24 protein-coding genes are annotated in these 22,285 nt (G+C 31.5%); 6 read left to right on the plus strand and 18 right to left on the minus strand.

Features of this window, described 5'->3' with window-relative positions:
• The first annotated feature begins 31 nt into the window (after positions 1-31).
• The gene (eno, locus tag STK_RS06695) at positions 32-1,282 is read left to right on the plus strand and encodes a phosphopyruvate hydratase (protein ID WP_010979231.1); all 1,251 of its coding nucleotides are present in this window, start codon (positions 32-34) and stop codon (positions 1,280-1,282) included.
• Here the strand turns inward: eno and STK_RS06700 are convergent.
• Positions 1,279-1,578 carry a hypothetical protein gene (locus tag STK_RS06700; protein ID WP_231113778.1) on the minus strand — a complete coding sequence of 100 codons (300 nt, stop codon included), beginning with the start codon at positions 1,576-1,578 and terminating at the stop codon, positions 1,279-1,281. The two genes, eno and STK_RS06700, sit on opposite strands and share 4 nt — an antisense overlap.
• Positions 1,579-1,701: 123 nt before the next feature.
• Here STK_RS06700 and cdvA point away from each other — a divergent pair, with 123 nt between their 5' ends.
• The 3 genes from cdvA to cdvC are packed head-to-tail and all read left to right on the plus strand — an operon-like array spanning position 1,702 to position 4,351.
• On the plus strand, positions 1,702-2,418 hold the full coding sequence (gene cdvA, locus STK_RS06705; protein ID WP_010979232.1) for a cell division protein CdvA: 717 nt from the start codon (positions 1,702-1,704) through the stop codon (positions 2,416-2,418).
• An 18-nt stretch (positions 2,419-2,436) separates the two neighbouring features.
• On the plus strand, positions 2,437-3,237 hold the full coding sequence (cdvB, locus tag STK_RS06710; protein ID WP_010979233.1) for a cell division protein CdvB: 801 nt from the start codon (positions 2,437-2,439) through the stop codon (positions 3,235-3,237).
• A 4-nt stretch (positions 3,238-3,241) separates the two neighbouring features.
• Positions 3,242-4,351 (plus strand): cell division protein CdvC, encoded by a 1,110-nt coding sequence (gene cdvC, locus STK_RS06715; protein WP_010979234.1) that lies wholly within the window; start codon positions 3,242-3,244, stop codon positions 4,349-4,351.
• 45 nt (positions 4,352-4,396) lie between these two features.
• On the opposite strand, the gene STK_RS06720 is transcribed toward cdvC, so the two are convergent.
• The 6 genes from STK_RS06720 to STK_RS06745 all read right to left on the minus strand — a co-directional run bounded on the left by STK_RS06720 (position 4,397) and on the right by STK_RS06745 (position 10,011).
• Positions 4,397-6,391, minus strand: coding sequence for a DNA topoisomerase I (locus STK_RS06720; protein ID WP_010979235.1), 1,995 nt, complete (start codon positions 6,389-6,391; stop codon positions 4,397-4,399).
• A 1-nt stretch (position 6,392) separates the two neighbouring features.
• Positions 6,393-6,653, minus strand: a complete 261-nt coding sequence (locus STK_RS06725) for a DNA-directed RNA polymerase subunit K (RefSeq protein ID WP_010979236.1) — start codon at positions 6,651-6,653, stop codon at positions 6,393-6,395.
• A gap of 31 nt (positions 6,654-6,684) precedes the next feature.
• Positions 6,685-7,803: a pyridoxal-phosphate-dependent aminotransferase family protein gene (locus tag STK_RS06730; protein WP_010979237.1), complete on the minus strand. Its 1,119-nt coding sequence runs from the start codon at positions 7,801-7,803 to the stop codon at positions 6,685-6,687.
• 1 nt (position 7,804) lies between these two features.
• Positions 7,805-8,746, minus strand: coding sequence for a D-2-hydroxyacid dehydrogenase (locus STK_RS06735; protein WP_010979238.1), 942 nt, complete (start codon positions 8,744-8,746; stop codon positions 7,805-7,807).
• A 190-nt stretch (positions 8,747-8,936) separates the two neighbouring features.
• On the minus strand, positions 8,937-9,551 hold the full coding sequence (locus STK_RS06740; RefSeq protein ID WP_010979239.1) for an N-glycosylase/DNA lyase: 615 nt from the start codon (positions 9,549-9,551) through the stop codon (positions 8,937-8,939).
• Positions 9,484-10,011 carry a hypothetical protein gene (locus STK_RS06745; protein WP_052846509.1) on the minus strand — a complete coding sequence of 176 codons (528 nt, stop codon included), beginning with the start codon at positions 10,009-10,011 and terminating at the stop codon, positions 9,484-9,486. Before STK_RS06745 ends, STK_RS06740 begins: the two co-directional genes overlap by 68 nt.
• 114 nt (positions 10,012-10,125) lie before the next feature.
• On the opposite strand from STK_RS06745, the gene STK_RS06750 reads away from it, so the two are divergent.
• Entirely contained in the window at positions 10,126-10,344 is a 219-nt protein-coding gene (locus STK_RS06750; protein ID WP_052846510.1) for a hypothetical protein, read from the plus strand.
• A gap of 265 nt (positions 10,345-10,609) precedes the next feature.
• On the opposite strand, the gene STK_RS06760 is transcribed toward STK_RS06750, so the two are convergent.
• The 3 genes from STK_RS06760 to STK_RS06770 are packed head-to-tail and all read right to left on the minus strand — an operon-like array spanning position 10,610 to position 12,284.
• Positions 10,610-10,933, minus strand: a complete 324-nt coding sequence (locus STK_RS06760) for a hypothetical protein (RefSeq protein ID WP_052846511.1) — start codon at positions 10,931-10,933, stop codon at positions 10,610-10,612.
• The gene (locus STK_RS06765) at positions 10,934-11,326 is read right to left on the minus strand and encodes a hypothetical protein (protein WP_010979242.1); all 393 of its coding nucleotides are present in this window, start codon (positions 11,324-11,326) and stop codon (positions 10,934-10,936) included.
• Entirely contained in the window at positions 11,304-12,284 is a 981-nt protein-coding gene (locus STK_RS06770; protein WP_010979243.1) for an NAD(P)/FAD-dependent oxidoreductase, read from the minus strand. The genes STK_RS06765 and STK_RS06770 overlap by 23 nt, the downstream gene beginning before the upstream one ends.
• A gap of 54 nt (positions 12,285-12,338) precedes the next feature.
• On the opposite strand from STK_RS06770, the gene STK_RS06775 reads away from it, so the two are divergent.
• Positions 12,339-14,768, plus strand: coding sequence for a valine--tRNA ligase (locus STK_RS06775; protein WP_010979244.1), 2,430 nt, complete (start codon positions 12,339-12,341; stop codon positions 14,766-14,768).
• 37 nt (positions 14,769-14,805) lie between these two features.
• Here the strand turns inward: STK_RS06775 and STK_RS06780 are convergent, their stop codons facing one another.
• Genes STK_RS06780 through STK_RS06815 form a run of 8 tightly spaced genes read right to left on the minus strand, consistent with a single transcriptional unit; the run spans position 14,806 to position 22,246 of the window.
• On the minus strand, positions 14,806-16,005 hold the full coding sequence (locus STK_RS06780; protein ID WP_010979245.1) for a pyridoxal phosphate-dependent aminotransferase: 1,200 nt from the start codon (positions 16,003-16,005) through the stop codon (positions 14,806-14,808).
• Positions 16,006-16,014: 9 nt separating this feature from the next.
• Positions 16,015-16,755, minus strand: coding sequence for an indole-3-glycerol phosphate synthase TrpC (trpC, locus tag STK_RS06785; RefSeq protein ID WP_010979246.1), 741 nt, complete (start codon positions 16,753-16,755; stop codon positions 16,015-16,017).
• A 4-nt stretch (positions 16,756-16,759) separates the two neighbouring features.
• On the minus strand, positions 16,760-17,341 hold the full coding sequence (locus STK_RS06790; protein WP_010979247.1) for an anthranilate synthase component II: 582 nt from the start codon (positions 17,339-17,341) through the stop codon (positions 16,760-16,762).
• Positions 17,342-18,643, minus strand: a complete 1,302-nt coding sequence (locus STK_RS06795) for an anthranilate synthase component I (protein ID WP_010979248.1) — start codon at positions 18,641-18,643, stop codon at positions 17,342-17,344. It abuts the gene before it with no gap.
• The gene (locus tag STK_RS06800) at positions 18,625-19,227 is read right to left on the minus strand and encodes a phosphoribosylanthranilate isomerase (RefSeq protein ID WP_052846512.1); all 603 of its coding nucleotides are present in this window, start codon (positions 19,225-19,227) and stop codon (positions 18,625-18,627) included. Before STK_RS06800 ends, STK_RS06795 begins: the two co-directional genes overlap by 19 nt.
• Positions 19,220-20,257 (minus strand): anthranilate phosphoribosyltransferase, encoded by a 1,038-nt coding sequence (gene trpD, locus STK_RS06805; RefSeq protein ID WP_010979250.1) that lies wholly within the window; start codon positions 20,255-20,257, stop codon positions 19,220-19,222. The genes STK_RS06800 and trpD overlap by 8 nt, the downstream gene beginning before the upstream one ends.
• The gene (gene trpA / locus STK_RS06810) at positions 20,244-20,981 is read right to left on the minus strand and encodes a tryptophan synthase subunit alpha (protein WP_010979251.1); all 738 of its coding nucleotides are present in this window, start codon (positions 20,979-20,981) and stop codon (positions 20,244-20,246) included. Before trpA ends, trpD begins: the two co-directional genes overlap by 14 nt.
• The gene (locus STK_RS06815; protein ID WP_010979252.1) at positions 20,978-22,246 is read right to left on the minus strand and encodes a TrpB-like pyridoxal phosphate-dependent enzyme; all 1,269 of its coding nucleotides are present in this window, start codon (positions 22,244-22,246) and stop codon (positions 20,978-20,980) included. Before STK_RS06815 ends, trpA begins: the two co-directional genes overlap by 4 nt.
• Positions 22,247-22,285 lie beyond the last annotated feature (39 nt).

Consider the following 22,285-nt stretch of genomic DNA (forward strand, 5'->3'; position numbering starts at 1 on the left):
ATCTTTGCTCTTAATTGATAATCGAATTTAAATGAATGACTATTTCAGAATCAAAAAAATAAAGGGTTACCAGATTCTTGATTCTAGAGGAAATAAAACAATCAGAGTTAAAATCGAGACATATGGAGGAATATCAGAAACTGGTGACGCACCAGCTGGAGCATCAAAGGGTAGTAGAGAGGCGATAGAATTAAGGGACAAAGATGGAGGAGTAACTAGGGCAGTCGAGTTAGTAAATACCTTAATTAACGATTCCTTAAGGGATTTTGATGTAAGGAATCAACTAGGAATTGACCAAACATTGATAAGAATGGATGGAACACCTAATAAGTCAAGAGTAGGCGGAAATACAACTATAGCTACATCAATAGCTGTAGCTAAAACAGCTGCAAAAGCTATGGGGTTAGAAATTTTCCAATACATAGGTGGGCCAAGAGTAAGATATCTGCCAATACCATTATTAAATATTTTAAATGGAGGATTACACGCTGGAAATGAACTAAAAATTCAGGAGTTTATTATAATACCTTTAAGTTTTGACAGCTTTCACGAAGCCTTATATGCTGCCGATGAAGTATACAAGCAGTTAAAGGGAATAATAACAGAAAAATACGGAAAACTTTATACAATGCTAGGAGATGAAGGAGGAGTAGCGCCACCATTATCTAAAACAGAAGACGCATTAGATTTAGTATATACTGCTATAAAGAATTCTGGTTATGAGGATAAGATAGTAATGGGAATAGATGCAGCTTCTTCTGATTTCTTTAACGGAAGTCAATATGAAATAGATGGGAAAAAATTAAGCCCAGATGAGATGATAGATTACTACATCCAATTAGCTTCACGTTATCCGTTATTATATATAGAAGATCCTTTTAACGAGAATGATTTTGAGAGATTTTCTATTTTACAACAGAAGTTAAAGAAAACTATTGTTACTGGAGACGATTTATTTACCACTAACATTGAGTATCTAAAGAAAGGGATAGAGAAAAGTTCTGCTAAAGGTACTATAGTTAAGCCTAATCAAATTGGTACTTTATCAGAGACATTTGAATACATAGAATTTGCGAAGAAAAATTCTATAAAAATAATTGTAAGTCATAGAAGTGGAGAGACAGAAGATTCTTTTATAGCTGATTTAGCTGTTGGAGTACAAAGTGATTTTATAAAGACTGGAGCACCAGCTAGAGGCGAAAGAACTAGTAAATATAATAGATTACTAGAAATAGAAAACGATTATGGAATAGAATATTACGGTAAAAAAATTTATCTTTAAGGTAGTAAAACTCCCACTATTATTAAAAACATTGCTAGAACTAGCATTAATACTACAAAAGTTCTAAAAGGCATATTAGGTAGTTCTTTAAATGCTTTAATTAGTCCATATATAATAGCTCCTATCAGCACCATAAATACTATAGCTAATCCGACTACTATTAAACCTGTAGCTAACGGTGAAGCATTAAAATGAAACATTCCCGCTATCTGAGAAGTAACATTAGCAAGATTTTGTAAACTCATATTAATTCGTAAAGTATATATTACTCGCAGATATTTTTTAAACTTTGCCACATAATATCCTCCTCCCGATGATGATGGTTAAAAGCGCTTATCGGTGACGAGCCTCTACCTGCTGAGGTGCCCAAATCCTTATAAATAAAATATGCAGAGCTGATATTTTTGAGGAGTATTACCATGCCAATTTCAGTTGATGTATTAACGAAATTTGTTGGACAAAAGATTAAAGATGTATATGGGAGGGACGTGGGTAGTATAATTCATGTATATACAGAGATTGATGGAACAATAACTGGGATAGAAATTTCTTACGGTAATTCTTTTGTTACCGTAAGTCCAGAAAGTGTTAAAATGGATGGTGATAATATAGTATTATTACCTGAATGGAAAACAGAAGCTATAAAGATTTTAGGATATATGGAGAAGATAAGAAGAAGGCAAAAAGCACTAGAAGAATTATATTCAAAACAGGAAATTCCTAAGAGTATGTATGATGATATGAAAAGAAAGCTAGATTCAGAACTGTTAAAACTCAGAGAAGAACATGCGAAATTGAAAAGTAAATTAAAGAATAGATTAAATGAAATTGAAGATCAATTAGCTCAAATTGATAAAGCAACTATATCGTTGAAAATGAGTTATATTTCTGGCGAATTACCAGAAACTTCATATAAAAATTCTATGGAAATATTAAGACAATCAAAAGAAAGCTACACATTAGAGAGAGATGATATAAAGAAAATATTAGATAAATTGGATGGTTTAGACAAAGAGGGAATAGATATTAAGCCTTCTCCCTCATTAACTACGCAACAAGAACAACCTAATAAGAGCGATGGTAATAAATCAGAAGTACCATTACCAATACCAGTAAGAGTAATAAATACTTTGTAACTAATTTAGTGAAATAGTATGTTAGATAAGATCTCATCCTTTTTTAATAATGATAGGAAGCGAAAGGCACAATTAGGTAAAATTATCACTGAGATATCTTTGAAGTTAAAAGACCAACAAGATAGATTAGATGAAGCTATAAGAAGATTAAGAGATAGAGATAAAGAACTTTATGAAAAGGTTATTAGGGCACAAATCGAAGGTGATATGGCTAAGGCTACAATCTATGCACAAGAAATCTCAGATATTAGAAAAATGATTAAAATTATCTATACTGCTTTCTTAGCTATAGAAAAAGTTAGAATTAAATTAGATACTGTACAAGAACTTCAAGGAGTTTCGTTAGTCTTACTTCCAGTTATGAAAGTATTAGGACAATTAAAAGATCAAATAAAAGGAATTGCACCAGAAGTAGCCATTGCATTAGATTCTATAACTAGCAACGTTAATAGTATAGCTATAGAAACTGGGGCTTTGAGTGAGAGAACAGTTGTGCCTACTGTAGTTGATGAAGAGGCTCAGAAAATATTAAATGAAACAAAGAAAATGGCTGAGGAAAAATTAAAAGAGATTTTACCAGAATTACCTTATCCACCTAGTGATACACCATCATATAAGAGGCAAGTAATAGAAATTAAACAAGAACAGACACAACAAAAAAGAAAAGTTACAGCTGACGATTTACTTGAATATATAAGACAAACTGGTGGGTTCTTAGATCTAGAACATTTTAGTAAAATATATAATGTAGATAAACAAGAAGTTTTGGACTTATTAAAATCCTTGGCTTCAAAAGGATTAATTACATTAGAGGAGTAGGGCTATGTCTGCACAATCAATGCTAGAAGAGATGGCTAGGAAATATGCTATTAATGCAGTAAAAGCTGATAAAGAAGGAAAGGCCGAAGATGCTATAAACAATTATAAGAAAGCAATAGAAATATTATCGCAATTAATCGCATTATATCCCGATTCACCATCAATAAAAGTTTACGAACAAATGATTAATGAATATAAGAAAAGAATTGAGGTATTGAAAGAAGCTGTACCCGCAAGTGGATCAGAATCAAAGCAGATCGATATAGAAGATTTAATTGTAAAAGAGAAACCAAAAGTATCGTTTAAGGATATTGTAGGATTAGATGATGTAAAGGAAGCCTTAAAAGAAGCCATTATATATCCGACAAAAAGACCAGATCTGTTCCCATTAGGATGGCCTCGTGGTATCTTACTTTATGGACCTCCAGGTTGTGGAAAGACAATGATTGCAGCTGCAGTAGCTAGTGAGATAGACTCATACTTTATTCAAGTAGATGCAGCATCTATAATGTCAAAATGGTTAGGGGAGGCTGAAAAGAATGTTGCTAAAATATTTACTAAGGCTAGGGAAATAAGTAAGAGGGAAGAAAAACCTGTTATAATATTTATTGATGAACTTGATGCGTTATTAGGGATTTACAATAGCGAAAATGGAGGAGAAGTTAGAGTAAGAAATCAATTCTTAAAAGAAATGGATGGATTGCAAGATAAGTCTGAGAATTATAAGGTTTATGTAATAGGAGCTACTAATAAACCGTGGAGGCTTGATGAACCTTTCTTAAGAAGATTTCAGAAGAGAATTTATGTTAGATTACCAGATTTCCAGCAAAGGTTGGCTTTACTCCAATATTATACATCTAAAATAAAGATGGAGAATGTAGATTTAAACAAGGTGGCTGAAATGACTGAAGGGTACACAGCTAGTGATATTAAGGATATAGTACAAGCTGCTCATATTAGGGTTGTTAAAGAAATGTTCATTAATAATCTTAATGAGCCTAGACCAGTTAGTATGGAAGACTTTATCGAGGTATTAAAAATAAGAAAACCAAGTGTTAACCAAGAGATGATAAAGGCATATGAAGCATGGCATGAAAAGTTTAAAGCACTTTAGATCAGATACCCCAGGGTTCATATCATCAAATCAAGCTGGCATGACTCACATCATCTCTGAAATCATGTCCTTTATATATTTTCCCGTAGTTTTCGAACTATAAATTTTTTTCAATATATCTTTATCTTCTAATTTAGTTCTCTCTTTCCATACCTTAAGTGTTTCTTTCAATTTCATATATGCATTATAGTGATATTTACATAAATTATCATATTCTGCCTCAAGGTCACAGAACTTACATTTCTTATACTTCATTAATCCTAATATTTTAGCTAATTTAATTCCTATTTGATCTTTATATTTATTATAATTATCTAGATAGATCCTCAGAGTATTTATTGTTTCTGCGACAACTCCTTCTACTGTCTCTTTCCCATCTAGTATTTCGTTTAATTTTTCTTCCATCTTTGAAGTTAATTCTATGCTTGTTAAGTCCTTAAAATAATCTTTCAACACCTCAACTATAACAATTCCTAGCGATGTAGGATATATTGTACCTCTTTTTTGTGAAAGATATTTTCTATTAAATAAGGTTTCAATAATTTTTCCTCTTGTAGCCTCAGTTCCTAAGTTAGAAGTTTCCATCCATTTTAATAATTGAACTTTGTTGTATCTTTTTACATCCGGTTTAGCCAAATCCATCTTTACAGAAACAGATTCTATCTTAACCTCTTCTCCTTCTTTTACATCTAATAATTCCTCATCTTTCACAGAATGATATGGGTATAGTAATAACCATCCTTTAAACTTTATTTTTTGCCTAGTTATCTCATCAGATATATCCACATCCTTAAACCGTATGATTATTTTCTGAGTTATCATTATAGCATCTCTTGAAATGCTTGCAAGAAAACGCCTAGTTATTAGTTCAAACAACTTATATTGTTTAATCCCAAGTTTTTCAGTTATTCTATTTCCAGTAGGGTAAATTGCAGGATGAGCGGGATCATCTTTACTTCCTTGTCTGACTATGTATTCTCCTTTCGTAATGTTTCTCACTAACCCTACCAAGTTCTTAAAATTAGCTTCTAATCCATTAACTATACTTTTAATATCAACTGATGGGGGAATTTTTTGGCTATTTGTTCTAGGATAGCTAATTAACCCATCTAAGTATAATTCTTCAGCTAATCTTTCGACATAATAAGGTGAATAGCCTAATATTCTACCAGCTTCTGCTTGTAAATCTCCTAGATTAAAAGGTGAAGGTCGTGTTAATGGTTTTTCCTCTATTCTGACCTCATCCACTACAGCCCTTGATTTTTTTATTTTATTAGCAAACTCTTGAGCTTCTTCCTTGTATTCGAACGTTCTATTTAACGACAAGCTAAATGTCTCATTTCCTATTTTAATTTTTACTCTAACTCTATATACAGGCAATGGAATATATAGTTCTCTTGCTATCTCATTTTCTACTACATGAATTAGAGTAGGACTTTGTACCCTCCCCGCACTTAATGTCACCCTTTTCTTTGTAACAGAACTTACAGCTAACATTAAGGCCCTACTTACGTTAATACCCCATATCCAATCTACTTTATGCCTAGCAATACCTGCATTTATCATATTGTAGTCTAATGGTGAAAGATTTGAATATGCTTTCTGTATGTCTTGTTTAGTTAACGCTGAAAATTTCATTCTTTTAGCTTTTTTTAAATCACCAAAATGTTTGATTATCATATAACCTATTACAGAACCTTCAATATCATAATCACAAGCATTAATATATTCAATGGCATATTTTGATAAATCTTTAAGCAAATTATAGTACTTTTTTGTATATTTAGCAGAATCATCTATTTCCCAAAGAGGTTTCCAATCCATTGAAAAAATAGGAAAAGAACTATCACCATAAAGATTAAATAAATGACCAGCAGCAGGTGCAACAACGTTTACTTTTCCTTTATAATTTACAACCCAATAGCTTACTGAGTATTTTTTACATGTAGTTGGTTTATCTGATAAAGCCTCAGCTATTTTCTTTGCAGCTTTACTTTTTTCTGCAATAACTAAGATATAATTTTTAGGATAACAATTCATACTATTTAAACTCTACCTTTTTAACTGAAACCAACTCTATCTTCCCATTAGGATATACACGCCTTACTGTAATAGGTAAGACCCCACGCTTAAGCTCTTCTTCTGCTATACTAATTACATCATTAAAAGGTAAATTATTAGTGTCTATAAGAGGAGAAGCTCCCATAGCTAATTGTAATGCTCTGGCACTTATAATTCTAGCTATCTCGTATTTCGTTAATCTGTTTTTCCAGCTCTCCTCAAAAATTTTATTTATACTCACACTTAAACACTCCCTAAAGATTTAAATAAGATTAACTCCATTCAACTTCTTTTTCTAGTAATTCTGGAAGCTTACATTCTCTTGGAGGTAAATAGTCATAATTTTTATCTAATAACTTGGCAGTAGCCTCCAATAATTTATTTACAGCTCTACTATCAACAACTCCTAGCAATCCAATTCTTACTATCTTTTCCTTTAATTCTCCCATTCCTCCAGATATTTCAATATTAAATTCATTTAGTAATTTCTTTCTATAATCTGGAATCGGTGGTACACCTGCAACTACAGTATTTGAAAAATTATTTTCATTTCCAAAAAGTAAGAAACCATAAGAAGATAGTACTTCCCTTACAAATCTTGCGCAAGCCTCATGCCTTTTCCATCTATTTTCTATGCCTTCGATCTCTAATAATTCTGCTGCTCTTAAAGATGCATTAAACACGCCAACAGCTGGAGTAAATGGAGTTTCTCCTTTATCCTGGAACTTAAGATGGAGAGAAATATCAAGATATGAAGGAAGTGACTCTCCTTGTATTTCCTCAATACCGTCATCCGATAAAGCCACAAATGACATTCCTGGTACAGAGGCAAGAGCTTTCTGACTACCAGTAGCTACTGCATCTATTTTCCATTCATTTACTAATAATTTATAAGCAGCAAAACCGGATACAGAGTCTACTAATAATTTTAATCCTCTTCTCTTTACTTCACTTACTACATCTTCTAAATTTCTAAATGCCATTCCAGAACTAGTTTCATTATGAACTAAAGCTACTGCAGTCGCATCTTTATTTTCATCTAATGCTTTCTTTATTTCATCTATAGAGAAAATTTCGCCAATCTTTTTCTCATACACTTTTACTTGAGCTCCTCTTCTTCTCAAAGAGTCCACTAGCCTATTGCCAAATTCACCGTAAGGAAAACTAATTACTTTTTCGTTAGGTTTAATCAACGAATATACCATTGCTTCAACAGCTAAAGTACCCGATCCCGTAAGTAAAGCAGTCCTGCTCGCACTAAAATGCTTATTCATTAAACTTTCCAATTTTCTTACTATCTCTCTAAATTTTTCACTTCTGTGATTAACTACTAATGTTGAGGCTTCTCTTACGCTTCTTGGTACTTCAACTGGTCCAGGAATTAAAAGCATTTTATATCATCCCTAACTCTTTCATAGCGTTAAGCAAGTTTTGAGTAGTCATTTCTGCTACCCTTTTTTGAGCCTCTTTGGTTTGAGCACCAATATGAGTTGTAACAATAACTCTTTCATGTTTTAATAATTCTAATTCCCATTCTTCCTTTGGTGGTTCATTCCAAAATACATCAGTAGCATAAGCATAAACTTTTCCTTTCTTAATATAATCTAAAAGTGCTTTACCATTAACGGCAACTGCTCTACTGGTGTTTACAATTATAACATTATCTTTCATTAGTTCAAATTGCGGATAGTCAATTATTGGTTTTGCATCTTTACTCACAGTAACATGAAGACTTATTACATCAGAATTTTTTAATAATTCCTCTAAACTTACTGCTTTTGCGTTTATTTTCTCGGCTTTCTCTCTTATATCTAAAATATCGTAAGCTAATACTTTCATTCCCATTGCATTTGCTATTATTCCAACCTTAGTACCAATTCTTCCGAAACCTACAATCCCGATAGTTTTTCCCGCTAATTCTAGTCCCTCAATTTTTTTAAATATACCAGATTTTGCTAAAGCCATAGAAGTGTACATTTTCCTTGCTGCCGCTATCATGAGTCCAATAGTTAATTCTACTGCAGAATCAGTAGAGGCACCAGGAGCATAAACAACTTTTATATTTCTTTTTTCAGCCTCTTCAGTATCTATATTATCAAGTCCAATTCCAGCCCTAGCAATAATTTTTAGTTTTTTGCCTTTTTCTATAACATCTTTAGTCACTTTAGTTCTACTTCTCACTACTATAATATCATAATTACCGATTATATTAAGTAATTCTTCTTTGCTTATTTCTGGCATATAATCTACTTGAATTCCTTTTTCTCTCAAAGTTTTAATTAGAATTTCATCTATAGGATCTGTTATTAAGGCCTTAACAGTATAGATAGCCATGCATAGAACACCCCTTTTTATTTATAAATAGAGAAAGAAGTTTAACATGATGATGAAAATGAAGAAGAGAAGAAGAAGTCATAATAATAAGAAGTATAGTTATATAACTTCTCAAAATTTTCTAGGAACTTATTTGTGTTCATTTTAATTCATGATATCCATTTGCTACTCATTTTTATATTTTTTTATTCTACTTTACGATTGTATTGGTTTGTTTAAAAAATATATACAAATCAAGTAGTCCAACTTGAATACCAAGATTAATACTAATTGATTTAAGTATACTTTCAGCTAAATAATAGTCCTTTTTATTTTTAATTTTTAAATTACTAGTGCCAATTTCGTTAAGGAAATGTAGCACATGTCTATCTATAATTGCTAAATCGAAATAGCCTACGTTTCTCAAGAAATGGCTAGATTCTTTCAATCCTAATCCGTCAATGTTATTTATGATATACTGCCTGGCTTCTTCTTGTGAATAATCAGCAATAGGTTTTATTTTTGTTTTCAAATTTCCATATAATTTTCTTGCATTTGCTATATATTTTGCTTTTAAATTGTAAAATCTATAACCGGCTAATCTAAGTCTTTTGCTCATCTGATCTTCACTTAGAGAAAAAATTTCGTCCATTATATAATTTAGAGCTTTATACGCAGATATAAAAGAACTATTTGAGGTTAAAATACATAAAATTAATTCTCTAAACCAAACATTCTCTTCAGCTCTGTTATTTAATTTAAACTCTTCTGCTCTTTCTAGCACTCTTGCTCTTAGCTTTTTGTTTTTTACTAGCTCTCTTAGCACCTTTCTTCTTCCTCTTAGCCTTCTTTATTTTCTCCTTCTTAGGTTTAACCTCTGAAAATTCATCTTTTAACACAACTTTAGTGTAACCTTCATCAAACTCTAAAATTGCAAATGGCTCTTTAAAATCATCAGTAAGATTAAAACCCACTAACACATAGTCTTTATCAAAAAATGTTAAGTAATTAACCTGAACTTGTTCAGCATTTTCTAAGGAGGTAGGTATTCCTAATCTAAGTAGCTTTAAAGGTTTTGGTAAAACATACTTTGTGTTTACTCCTTTAAGATAAAGAGGAGCAGAATTATGAACATAGGCTATTCCATCTTTTAATGATAAATTTTCTATTTCATCTTCCGAATTTATTTCTATTTCATCCTCTCCAATCTTATTAACCTTAATACCTATAATACCAGGATAAAGTTGCACTTCCTCACCATTAAAATATTCAACAATTGCTTTCAACTGTTCTCAGCATATTATATAGTGAAGCAATAATTAAAATTCATTTTTAGAAACATTAAGTACTACTTAATCTTCACGTTAAATATAAATATCACATAATTTCTCTTTTTACCCATGAGTATAAGAATAAGAGGCTCTAACGCTTATGGACATAGCGGATGGTTTACAGTATATTGTAGAATATGTAATAGGAAATTAAAGATAGGTACAGATTTAGTATATAAATGTCCAAAATGTGAAAAGAAATATAATGCTTTCTTCTGTGAAGCTGATGCAAGAGGACTAAAATGGAAATGCCCATATTGTAGTACTGAACTAGTGCCAGTAATATGAATATACAAAAATTTTTTGTAAATAATAAACAAATTACTATTATAAATGAAAAAATAATATATTTAGATGTTGATAAGGTTGTTGATGGTAAAGAAATAATAAGGAAGTTAAATTTTATTAATGATAAAATTGCATACTTAGATTTTAGCTATTCGAATCAATATTTCACAATATTAAAATTAGTTTTTTGTAAAACTAGACTTCATATTTATCTATGTAATGTTTTATTAGAATTAAAGAAAATTGATATTACACCTGAAGAAATCTATAATAAACTAGAGGATGTATTAGATAAAGTCATAACATAACCTTCTTGGCGTAATTTTTTACTTATTTTTTCTACTATTTGTGAAAGAATTTGAGCATCTAACGATTCTATTCTTATATATACATTTAACTGTTTTGATTCATTAAACGCAGTGTAAATAATAATTAATGAGTCTTTTGAAGGAGCACATATGATACTAGCACCAGTCTTAATAGGATTGCAAAAATCTATTAATTCTCTTTCTAATAGATCTACAACATATGGTAATCTTGATATTTTGAATGGATCTGATGATAATAATACGAATTCGACTCTAAACAATTATTTTACCTCCTTTAAGTTCATATTTTTTATAGGAATATTAAGTTTATCAAATATTTTCTTTATAATCTCCGCGTATTTCTTATCTCCTTTTACTAGTTTTAGTTTTAATTTTCTATAATTCATTACCAGACTTATCTGACCATTATCATATACAATAACTTTTCCTTTAACCCTATTTTTTATATTTTTAATAAGATAAATGTATACGAAAGTCTTATCACTAGGTAAATCAACCAGTTGAGCTTCACCAACTTTATATATTCCCTGAAGTTTTTTCTTTGTTTTAAAAGACTTAAATTCATAAAAATTCTCTCCTTCAATAACATAAATTAATGTTCTAATAGCGTGTTTTCCACTCTTACTTTTGCTATTTTCTAAGTAGACCTCCATTTTTAATCGCCTTTACTGATTCTGAGATTCCCTCAAAAGTAATTTTATCTTCAAGATATGCATCTAAAAGTATATCGTTTTTAAATAATATTCTCAAAAGTGATCTCCTTAGGGAAAGAGAGGAGTACCTATAAACTCTTAGTAACATATGTTGAATATCAACAGCATAATGTAATTTTTTTAGACTATTTTCCATGTACTCATTAAAATTTTCTTCCTTATATAAGGCTTCAAATGCTCTTTCTGCCGATATAGCTGATGGTCTTATTCCTTCACCACTTAAAGGAAAAACCAGGCCCCGTGCCTCACCTATTCTATAGTTTTTATCTTTAACTGGAGATATAGATATAGGTGCTCCTCTTATATCGATGATTTTCGCATTACCATATTTTTCTTTAATATATTTAAGTATTAATTCTCTGGAATTTTTATATTCCAAAAAACCAGCACCAATATTTAGAATTCCATCTTCATTTGGGAAAATCCAATAAAATCCAGTATACTTAGTATCAAATTCAAACACGGCTACATCGTCAAATTTTTCTGTTTTTACTAAAGCCCTAGTTGTATATACTACTTCTCTATCCATATCATATGGTCCTTTAGCATCTATTACTTTATCATAATTTTTTCTATTGAATTTTGATTGATGATATGTTTTTACTTTTTCTCTCATTTTATTTATCCATCCCCATTTATCTATCACTAACCATTTTGTATTTCTATATTCTATATCATGTATTAATTCTCCATCTAAATAAAACGCGAATCTTTTTATTCTAAATTTTACATCCCAGGGAATTGGTGGTGTATAAACATTAGGAACAATATCCCCACAAGGTTTTACATATTTATCTTTAATATCAAACAAGTTTACCTCATAATTAGTTCTAGTTCTTAGAAGGTAAGCTAATAATGATCCAGATACTCCTCCTCCTAGAATTGCTATTTTTGTCATTTTAAATGCTTTTTAAAGCAAGACCTTATAAATTAATGTTAAGGTGATTAGTTATTGTTATCCCAAGAAGAGATTAATAAGAAACTAGAAGAATGGCCGAAACATTATAATCCGAAAGAAATTGAATTAAAATGGCAACAAATTTGGTTATCCAAGGAATATTGGGAGAAAGTATTTAGATTTAAAGATGAAGACGAGAAATCCCCAGTTTTCGTCATAGATACACCTCCACCTTTTACGAGTGGAGAACTACATATGGGTCATGCTTACTGGGTTACAATTGCTGATACAATTGGCAGGTTTAAGAGATTACAAGGATATAATGTACTTCTTCCACAAGGTTGGGATACGCAAGGATTACCAACTGAATTAAAAGTTCAATATAGATTAAAAATCCCTAAAGAAAACAGAGAACTATTTCTCAAAAAATGCGTTGAGTGGACTGAGGATATGATAAAGAAAATGAAGGAAGCAATGATAAGGTTAGGATATAGACCAGAATGGGAAAGATATGAATATAGAACATATGAAAATAGTTATAGAAAAATAATTCAGAAAAGTTTATTAGAAATGTATAAGTTGGGGCTTATTGAAATTAGAGAAGGACCAGTATATTGGTGTCCTAAATGCGAGACTGCTTTGGCTCAAAGCGAAGTTGGTTATCTAGAAAAGGATGGAATTTTAGCTTATATTAGATTTCCTCTAAAAGATGGTGGAGAAATTATCATTGCCACAACAAGACCAGAATTATTAGCTGCCACACAGGCTGTAGCTGTACATCCAGAAGATGAAAGATATAAAGGACTTATTGGAAAGATTGCAATAATCCCTTTATTTAACAAAGAAGTAAAGATTATTGGAGATGATGCAGTAGAAAAGGAGTTTGGAACTGGTGCTGTAATGATAAGTACGTATGGTGACCCACAAGATATAAAATGGCAATTGAAATATAATTTACCTACTACTGAGCTGATTGATGAAAAAGGGAGAATAAAGAATACAAATGGTCTCTTAGATGGATTAAAAATTGAAGAAGCTAGGAAGAAAATAATAGAATTACTTAAAGAAAAAGGATATCTTGTCAAAATAGAGAATTTTAAACATAATGTGTTATCTCATACTGAAAGAAGTGATTGTTTATCTCCAATTGAGTTCCTTGTCAAGAAACAGATATTTATAAAAACTTTACAATTTAAGGATAAATTACTTGAAGAATATAAGAAAATGAAATTCATTCCTTCTAGGATGGCGTATTATTTAGAAGATTGGATTAAAAGTTTAGAATGGGATTGGAATATAAGTAGACAAAGAGTGTACGGTACACCATTACCTTTCTGGTATTGCGATAACAATCATTTGATTCCAGCTAGAGAAGAAGATTTACCTTTAGATCCTACAAAAACAAAACCACCATATGAGAAATGTCCTCAGTGTGGATTACCATTAAAGCCAGTTACTGATGTAGCAGATGTATGGATTGATTCTAGCGTTACAGTAATTTATTTAACTGGATTCTATACTGATAAAAGAAAATTTGAGAAAACTTTCCCAGCATCAGTAAGATTACAAGGAACAGATATAATAAGGACTTGGCTATTTTATACGTTTTTCAGAACACTAGTACTTACTGGAAATATTCCATTTAAAGAAGTTCTAATAAATGGTCAAGTTCTTGGTCCAGATGGAACTAGAATGAGCAAAAGTAAAGGAAACGTAGTTAATCCATTAGATAAGGTTGATGAGTTCGGTGCCGATTCAATTAGACTAACTTTATTAGATGCTAGAATAGGTGATGATTTTCCATTTAAATGGGAAACAGTTAGAGGAAAAAAATTATTGCTACAGAAGCTGTGGAATGCAGGTAGACTATCTTATCCATTTATAGGAAAGAAAAAGTTTGATAGACCAAGCAATTTACATCCTATTGATAGATGGATTTTACAAGAACATAAAAGGTTTGTAAAGAAAAGTATTGAAGCTTATAATAATTATGATTTCTATCAAGTTGTTGAATCGCTCTACTCTTACTTCTGGGAAACTATTGCTGACGAGTATCTTGAATTAATTAAGCATAGATTATTTGCTGAAGATTTATCTGCATTATATACCTTGAGCAGGGTATTCAAAGATCTGCTAATAATCTTACACCCTATTGCACCTCATATCACAGAAGAGATGTACAATAGACTTTATGGAGATAAAATTTCAATCATACTTGAAGGATTACCTAATGTTGACGATATTGAAGAAGATCCTAACATAGATACTTTAGGGAAATACATAAAAACAACAACATCTACGATTAGGACTTTAAAAATACAAAATAGAATACCGATACCAGTAAGTATAAATGTTAAGCTTGTAGGGCCAAAAGAGTATATCGAAACAATTAAAAGAGTTGAAGATGACATAATAAAAACATTAAAAATAGAAAAAATTGTATACGAGGAAGGAGAAGAAATTAAGGCAGAGCTACTTAGTTAGATCAGCCCATGGGAGTTTCGTTCATCTTTTCACACTATCAGGGTGTCATCAACATATCAATAAACTCTTTCATCCTTTTTATACCTTCTCTTATATCATCTTCTTTTACAGCAAAACTAAGCCTAACAAAATCTTTACCAACTTCTAATGGGAATACTTCACCCGGTATGGTGGTTACTCCTTTTTCCTCAATTAACTTTAACGAAAAGTCTTTAACACTAAGATTAGCCTTTTTTAGAATCTCGCCAATAAATGGAAACATGTAGAACGCTCCTTGACTTTTATGCACTTGTATTCCTTTTATTTTCTTAAGTTCTTCGTACATTATATCCCTTCTCTTTTTAAATAATGATATCATTTCCTTAACTTCATCAAAAGATTCAAAAGCTGCTAATGCACCTTTCTGAGCAAAACTAGTAGGACAAGTATAAATATTTGCAGCAATCTCTGCCATTTTCTTAATCACTTTTTCTTTAGCTACTACATACCCTAACCTCCAACCAGTCATAGAGAACGTTTTACTGAATCCATTTACATAAATAACATAGTCTCTCCAATCTGGATCTTCTAGTACACTCTTCATCTTTCCTTCATAAATAAAATAATCATATATTTCATCTGATAGAAGAAGAACTTTCTTTTCCTTAGTAATCTCCATTAGCTTTTCAATTTCTATTGGATCAAACACCATACCTGTTGGATTATGAGGATTATTTAATACTATCATTTTTGTTTTTTTATTTATTTTAGATTCTAATTCCGATAAGTTAAGAGAAAATCCAGTACTCTCATTAAACTTCATTTTAACATAAACTGGGACTCCTCCTAACATCTTTACTACTTCTGCATAAGAGTAAAATGAAGGGTCAAATATTATAACTTCGTCTCCAGGATTTATGTATAATAAAAAGGCTAAGTAAAGTGCCGTTTTTGCCCCAGGAGTTACAATAACTTCTTCCTTTCTCACACTCTCATATTTACTGCTTAAATGCTCTGCTATCTTTTGTCTTAATTCATCAATTCCATAAGCTGATGTATAGCCAGTAAATCCTTCATCCAATGATTTCTTTGCAGCTTCTCTTATTCTGGCAAATGTAGGCAAATCCGGTTGTCCTATACCAAAATTTATGATTCTTATTCCCTTAGTCTTCTGTACTTGTCTTGCAACATCTTGATATACTAGGGTAGATTCTCCTGATATACTATTTGCCGAAAGGGAAAAATCATCTACTGGCATAGGAAAAAATTATATTAGTTCCTTAATTTTGTTTGGGTCCTTCATTAAAGTCGTTCCTATGAGAAAAGCATCGGCCCCATACTTCTTTAATTCTATGATATCTTCTTTATTTTTTATCCCACTTTCAGCAATTTTAATTCTATCATTAGGTATCATTTCTAGAATTTTTCTAGCATTTCTAATGTTAACCTCTAAGCTACTTAGATTTCTAGCATTAACGCCTATTATATTAAAATCATACATTAAAGCTATTTTTAAATCATTCTCATCAGTAACTTCAACAATAGCCTCAAGTCCTAAGTTTCTAGCATACTCATATAGGTTAATCAATTCTCGTTCTGTGAGAATCTTAACTATCAGAAGAATCGCGTCTGCACCTAAATTAAATGCTGTGTCTATTTGTTTTTCAGTAACAATGAAATCCTTCATAAGTATAGGTATTTTTACTATTTTTGCAGCATTCTCTAAATCAGAATAGCTACCTCCAAAATATTTTTCTTCAGTAAGTACACTAATTCCTATAGCCCCATTTTCTTCCATAAACTTCACATATTCTTCTAAGTCCCTGTTTTCATTTAACCCAGATGGGGATTTTCTTTTAAATTCAGCGATAATAGCATTTTTGTCAATTGTAGATTTTATAAATTTAGAAAGTAAATAAATAGGTCTTTCTCTAACCTTATTTATTCTTTCTCTGTTTAAGGAGATTTTAACAACATCAGCTAACCATCCTTCCAAATACCTGGGCATTCAATTATACTTTATTGAGAAAGTTATAAATAATTCTCTTTCCTAATGGTGTTCCTACACTCTCTGGATGAAATTGAACGCCATAAATTCTTAATTCTGAGTGATGAATAGCCATGATCTCATTATCTTCTAGGGAATAAGCATCAATTATTAGAGGTTCTTTAACATCATCTATAACTAGACTATGATATCTAGTTGCTTCAATTTGTTTCGGCAGACCATCATATAATGCTACGTTGTTAATTATATTTATTTTACTTATTTTACCGTGAAATACTCTTCTGGCCTTCCTAATTTTTGCTCCAAATGCATATCCTATAGCTTGATGACCTAAACAAATTCCTAAAATAGGAATTCTCCTACCAAATTGTTTGATAACATCAATAACTATCCCTATATCCTCCTTTTTTTCTGGAGTTCCGGGACCTGGGGAAATTATTATTCTATCTGGATTTATTCTCTCAACTCCTTTTACTGTAATCTCATCGTTCCTTATAACTATAGGATAGCTTCCTAATTCTCCTACTATTTGAGCAATATTATATACAAAACTATCATAGTTATCTATGATGAGCGTTAAATCCATCTAAACTACCCCCATAGCAACTTTTAAGGCTCTCATTTTATGTTCAGTCTCATAATATTCCATTTCCGGTATTGAGTCATAAACTATACCAGCACCGGCTTGAATTCTGAATAAATCTTTATTTACAAAAGCACTTCTTATAGTTATTGCAAATTCTGCATCACCATTAGCCGAAAAGAAACCTACTCCTCCAGCATAGGGTCCTCTCTTAAACGGCTCTAATAATTCAATAACATTCATAGCCATGGGTTTTGGTGCTCCACTTACAGTACCGGCAGGGAATACAGCCTTTAAAACGTCAAATGCACTATAATTTCTTTTTAATGTACCTACTACCTTACTTACTATATGTTGTACATGACTATATTTTTCTATGTACATAAATTCAGGAACCTTAACTGAGCCCATGTAACAAACTTTACCTATATCATTCCTAGCTAAATCAACTAGCATTATATGTTCAGCCCTTTCTTTCTCAGAAGCTAAAAGTTCTTTTTCTAAATTCAAATCTTCTTCTGGTGTCGCTCCTCTAGGTCTTGATCCAGCTATAGGATACGTCTCAACTATACCATCTTGCAAACTAAATAATGTTTCTGGGCTAGATCCGATAACATGTCTATCATAAAACTTTAAATAATACATATAGGGAGATGGATTTATTTTCCTTAGGTTGTAATAGAAACTCATTAAATCTCCTCTGTAAATATATCTTAAAAACCTAGAAATTACTATCTGAAAAGCATATCCATTTTTTATGTAATCCAAGATGTCCGAAACAGCTTTTTCAAATTGCGTTTTATCTAAAGATTCTATTTCAAATTCGAACTTCACATTACCAATATCCTTACATATTGTAACCTTAGGTAGCTCACCCTCAACATATACTTTGCCTTCAATATGATCATAGACTATAACATTCTCTGGTATAAAAAATTCCATATTAGGCCATTCTTCTGCCTCTCTCTTCAAATCTCTTATAGATTCCCAATATCTCACAGCGTCATAGCTAACGTACCCAATTATACCTCCTTTGAATCTTCCAGGTAAATTAAGCAAAGGAGCTTTGGAAAGAAACTTCTCTAAGACCTCGATAGGGTCATAGAAGCTATCATTAATATCGCCAGAAGACCTAACTCCGTTTATATTAAGATACCCTTTCTTTCCCCATGCTATTATACTATATCTCGATTTATGTTGAGGACCAGAACCACTTTCTAATAGTGCTGCTATATCTGCCTCATCTAATATACATTTAAATACTTCATAAGGTTGAGCAAAAGAAGTTATAGGATAGATTTCCATTCTTTCACCTTTTCAGCTATTCTAATCATTTTATCGTGATCTTTCTTTGATTTATACTTTTCAATACCAGAAGAAATATCTATCCAATAAGGGTTTAAGCTTAGAAATTCTTCTATGTTATTTAACGTTATACCGCCACCTATACCAACTTTATCATATTCTTTAATCCAGATTTTGGAAACTTCTAAGTTTACTTTTTCTCCCTTCTTTTCCGAATCTATAAGAATAAGATGATTAGTTTTATTTACTATAGTTTTAAAATAGGAGTAATATTTTTCTGACGAAGGAACATAAAGTATAAATTTTTTATTATATGATAATATATCTTCTATTTCTTCCATATCTAAAACTCTATGTATTTGAACGTACTCAGCTTTTGATTCATTAACTATATCATTAATTTTGCCTTTTACCTTCACATTTACTACAGGCTTGTTTACAAAGTTTTTAACGATATCGATAAATTCTGGTTTGACAAATCTTGGACTTATAGGATCAGTAACTACGCCTATTAAATCAGCGTAATTAGAGGCTACGATAGCATCTTCAATGTGAGATATACCACAAAATTTTATTTTAATCAATTTTCTCCACCAACTTATTAAAGTTACTTAAATCACCGTTCTTCTCTATTAAACTTCTTACATGAGGTATACCAGAATCCATTAACTGTAAAGCGTATTCATATCCATCTTTGAGGTCTTTTACTTTTCTAATTAAATAAAGAGCCATAGCTGTGTTTATCCCTATAAATCTTCTAGCTTCTTCATCTTTTCCTTTAAATGCCTTTAGAATTCTTAATGCTGAATGAGTAGCATCGTTAACAGTGAGTTTAGATACAGGGATCTCATCCTTAAGTCCAAAGTCGTTAATAGAAACAGTATAACTAACTATTTTATCTTTTTCAATTTCATATACATACGTAATTCCTTGTGTGCTAATCTCATCTAAAGATGGAAAACCATTATAAAGTATAACTCTATCATAATCAAGACGCACTACGGCTTCAGCGAGTTTTGGTAAAAACTCTTTCGAGAAGACGCCTATCATTTGATATCTTGCATTTGCTGGATTTGTTAAAGGACCTAGTACATTAAATATAGTTCTAACACCTAAAGTCTTTCTGACATTAGCTACATTTTTCATAGCTGGATGATAAAGTTGAGCAAATAGAAATACAAACTTAGACTCTTTAATTAATTTCTCAGCTAGCTCGGGTTTCACAATTATATTATAGCCAAGAGCTTCAAGTACATCAGCACTACCAGACTTACCACTTACAGCTCTATTACCATGTTTAGCTACTGGGTATACTTGACTTATCAGCAATGCTACTGCTGTACTGACATTTAGTGTATTTAAACCATCACCGCCAGTACCAGCTGTATCTAATGCTGAGGGAAAGTTAATATGCAAAGCATTATCTCTCATTGCCTTTGCAAACCCAGTTATTTCTTCAACACTTTCTCCCTTTGTTGCTAAACCTACTAAAAATCCAGCAGTAACTATTTCTGGTACTTCTGCCTTCATTACGCTATTAGCTATACTTCTTGCTTCATCTTCAGTTAGATTTTCTCTTCTGATTATTTTTCTTAGTAATTCAGCTGTATTCATCTAATATCCCTCTAATAGTTTTGACTAAATGTAAAGCTGATTGAATACCATTTTTTTCTATTTCTTCTATGAAAGCTGTACCTATGGCTACACCATCAGCTCCAGCGCTTAAGGCTTTTCTTAAGTCATTAAAGTCATTCAAACCAAAGCCCACAACTAGTTTATTTTGAACCAAATTCCTTACTCTTGTAATTAATGAATCCACGCTAACTGGAATAATTATACCTGTTGTAGGTCTAACACCATAATAAAGGAAAATATCTGAAATTCTAGAAGCTTTTATAATTAAATTATCAGGTAATGAAGGACCAGTAAATAAGACAGCTTTTACACCTTTTCCCTTTATTTTACTAACATACTCCTCATACTCATCTATGAAATCTATTAATAAATCTGGAAATAAAACCCCGTCTATTCCTATTTCATGAAGAGTAGTTAAGAAGTTATCTAAATTAGAAAGATAATCTTCGAGATACGTAAGTATAATAATTGGAATATTTACTTTTTTCCTTACCTCTTTTAAAGGAGTTATATAATCTTTTAACCAACTTGTAACGGCTTTATAACTTTTTCTTATAACTGGACCGTCATATTTAGCATATTTAGGTGGCAAACCAATCTCTAAAATATCTGTCCCTAATTCAACACTTTTTTCTATAAATTGATAAAAAGATTCTAAGTTAGGGTATCCTAAAGTCATATAAGTTACTAACATTCTTCTCATTTTTCTACCCTTCTTCTGATAGATTCATAATTTCCAAGATCTAGTAATCCATGACCACTTAAATTAAATACTATAACTCTCCTTTCTTTTTCAGTCTTAGCTTTTAATGCCTCATCTATTACAGCCTTAATTGCATGGGCAGACTCAGGTGCAGGAACAATACCTTGTGTCTTCATAAATATTTTAGCAGCTTCATAAATCTCTTCCTCTTTATACTCACGCCATTCAACTATCTTTTCTTTTATTAGCAAACTTAGTGTGGGGGCTACTCCATGATATCGTAATCCCCCAGCATATATCGGTGGAGGTACATAATCTTTTCCTAAAGTTATCATCTTTACAAGAGGTAATAGACCAGCAGTATCTGGGTAATCATATTCATATTTACCTGTACTAAACTTAGGAATTTCAGCAGCACCTACTGCTATATATTTCTTACCTTTTTTAGCTCCTATAAATGGATAAGTAAAACCTCCGAAATTGCTTCCTCCACCTACACAGCCAATTAATATATCTGGTTCTTCACCAAGCTCATCTAGCTGAGCTATAGCTTCCATCCCTATAACTGACTGATGAAGAAGGACTACATCAAGAACACTACCCACTAAATACCTAAAATTATGGTTTAAAGCAAATTCAATAGCCTCACTCATAGCAATTCCTAGTGAACCCGGATGATTAGGATTCTCTTTTAGTATTTTTCTTCCAAATTCAGTAAGATCTGTAGGGCTAGCATATACTTTTCCACCATATAACTCCATAATGGTCTTTCTCATAGGTTTCTGCTCATAACTTACTCTTACCATAAATATTGTGGAAGAAAGATCATACATAGAAGCGGCTAATGCTACAGCAGTACCCCATTGCCCTGCACCAGTCTCAGTAACTACATGAGAAATTCCTTCTTCAGCTGCGAAATATGCTTGTGGTACAGCTGTATTTATCTTATGTGAGCCTGTAGGTGTAGCGCCTTCAAATTTAAAGTATATTTTTGCAGGAGTATCTAAGTATTCTTCTAATCTTTTAGCTCTCATGAGTGGTGTTGGTCTACCTATAATAGCGTACCTATCTCTAACTTCTTCTGGTATTTTAATGAAACGCTCAATAGTAAACTGCTGCCTTAAAACTTCTTTTGGTAATATCTTTTTTAATAATTCTATTCTTGAGAATTCAGCATCTGGTGGATCTCTTGGCGGAGGTAAAGGTTTAGGTAGATCTGGTATTATATTGTACCAATATTTTGGTATCAAATCCTTATTTACCATTGGTGCAACAAAAACACCTAATAGACTAAAAACTCATCT

This window comes from Sulfurisphaera tokodaii str. 7 (genome assembly GCF_000011205.1).
In the GTDB taxonomy this organism is placed as follows: domain Archaea; phylum Thermoproteota; class Thermoprotei_A; order Sulfolobales; family Sulfolobaceae; genus Sulfurisphaera; species Sulfurisphaera tokodaii.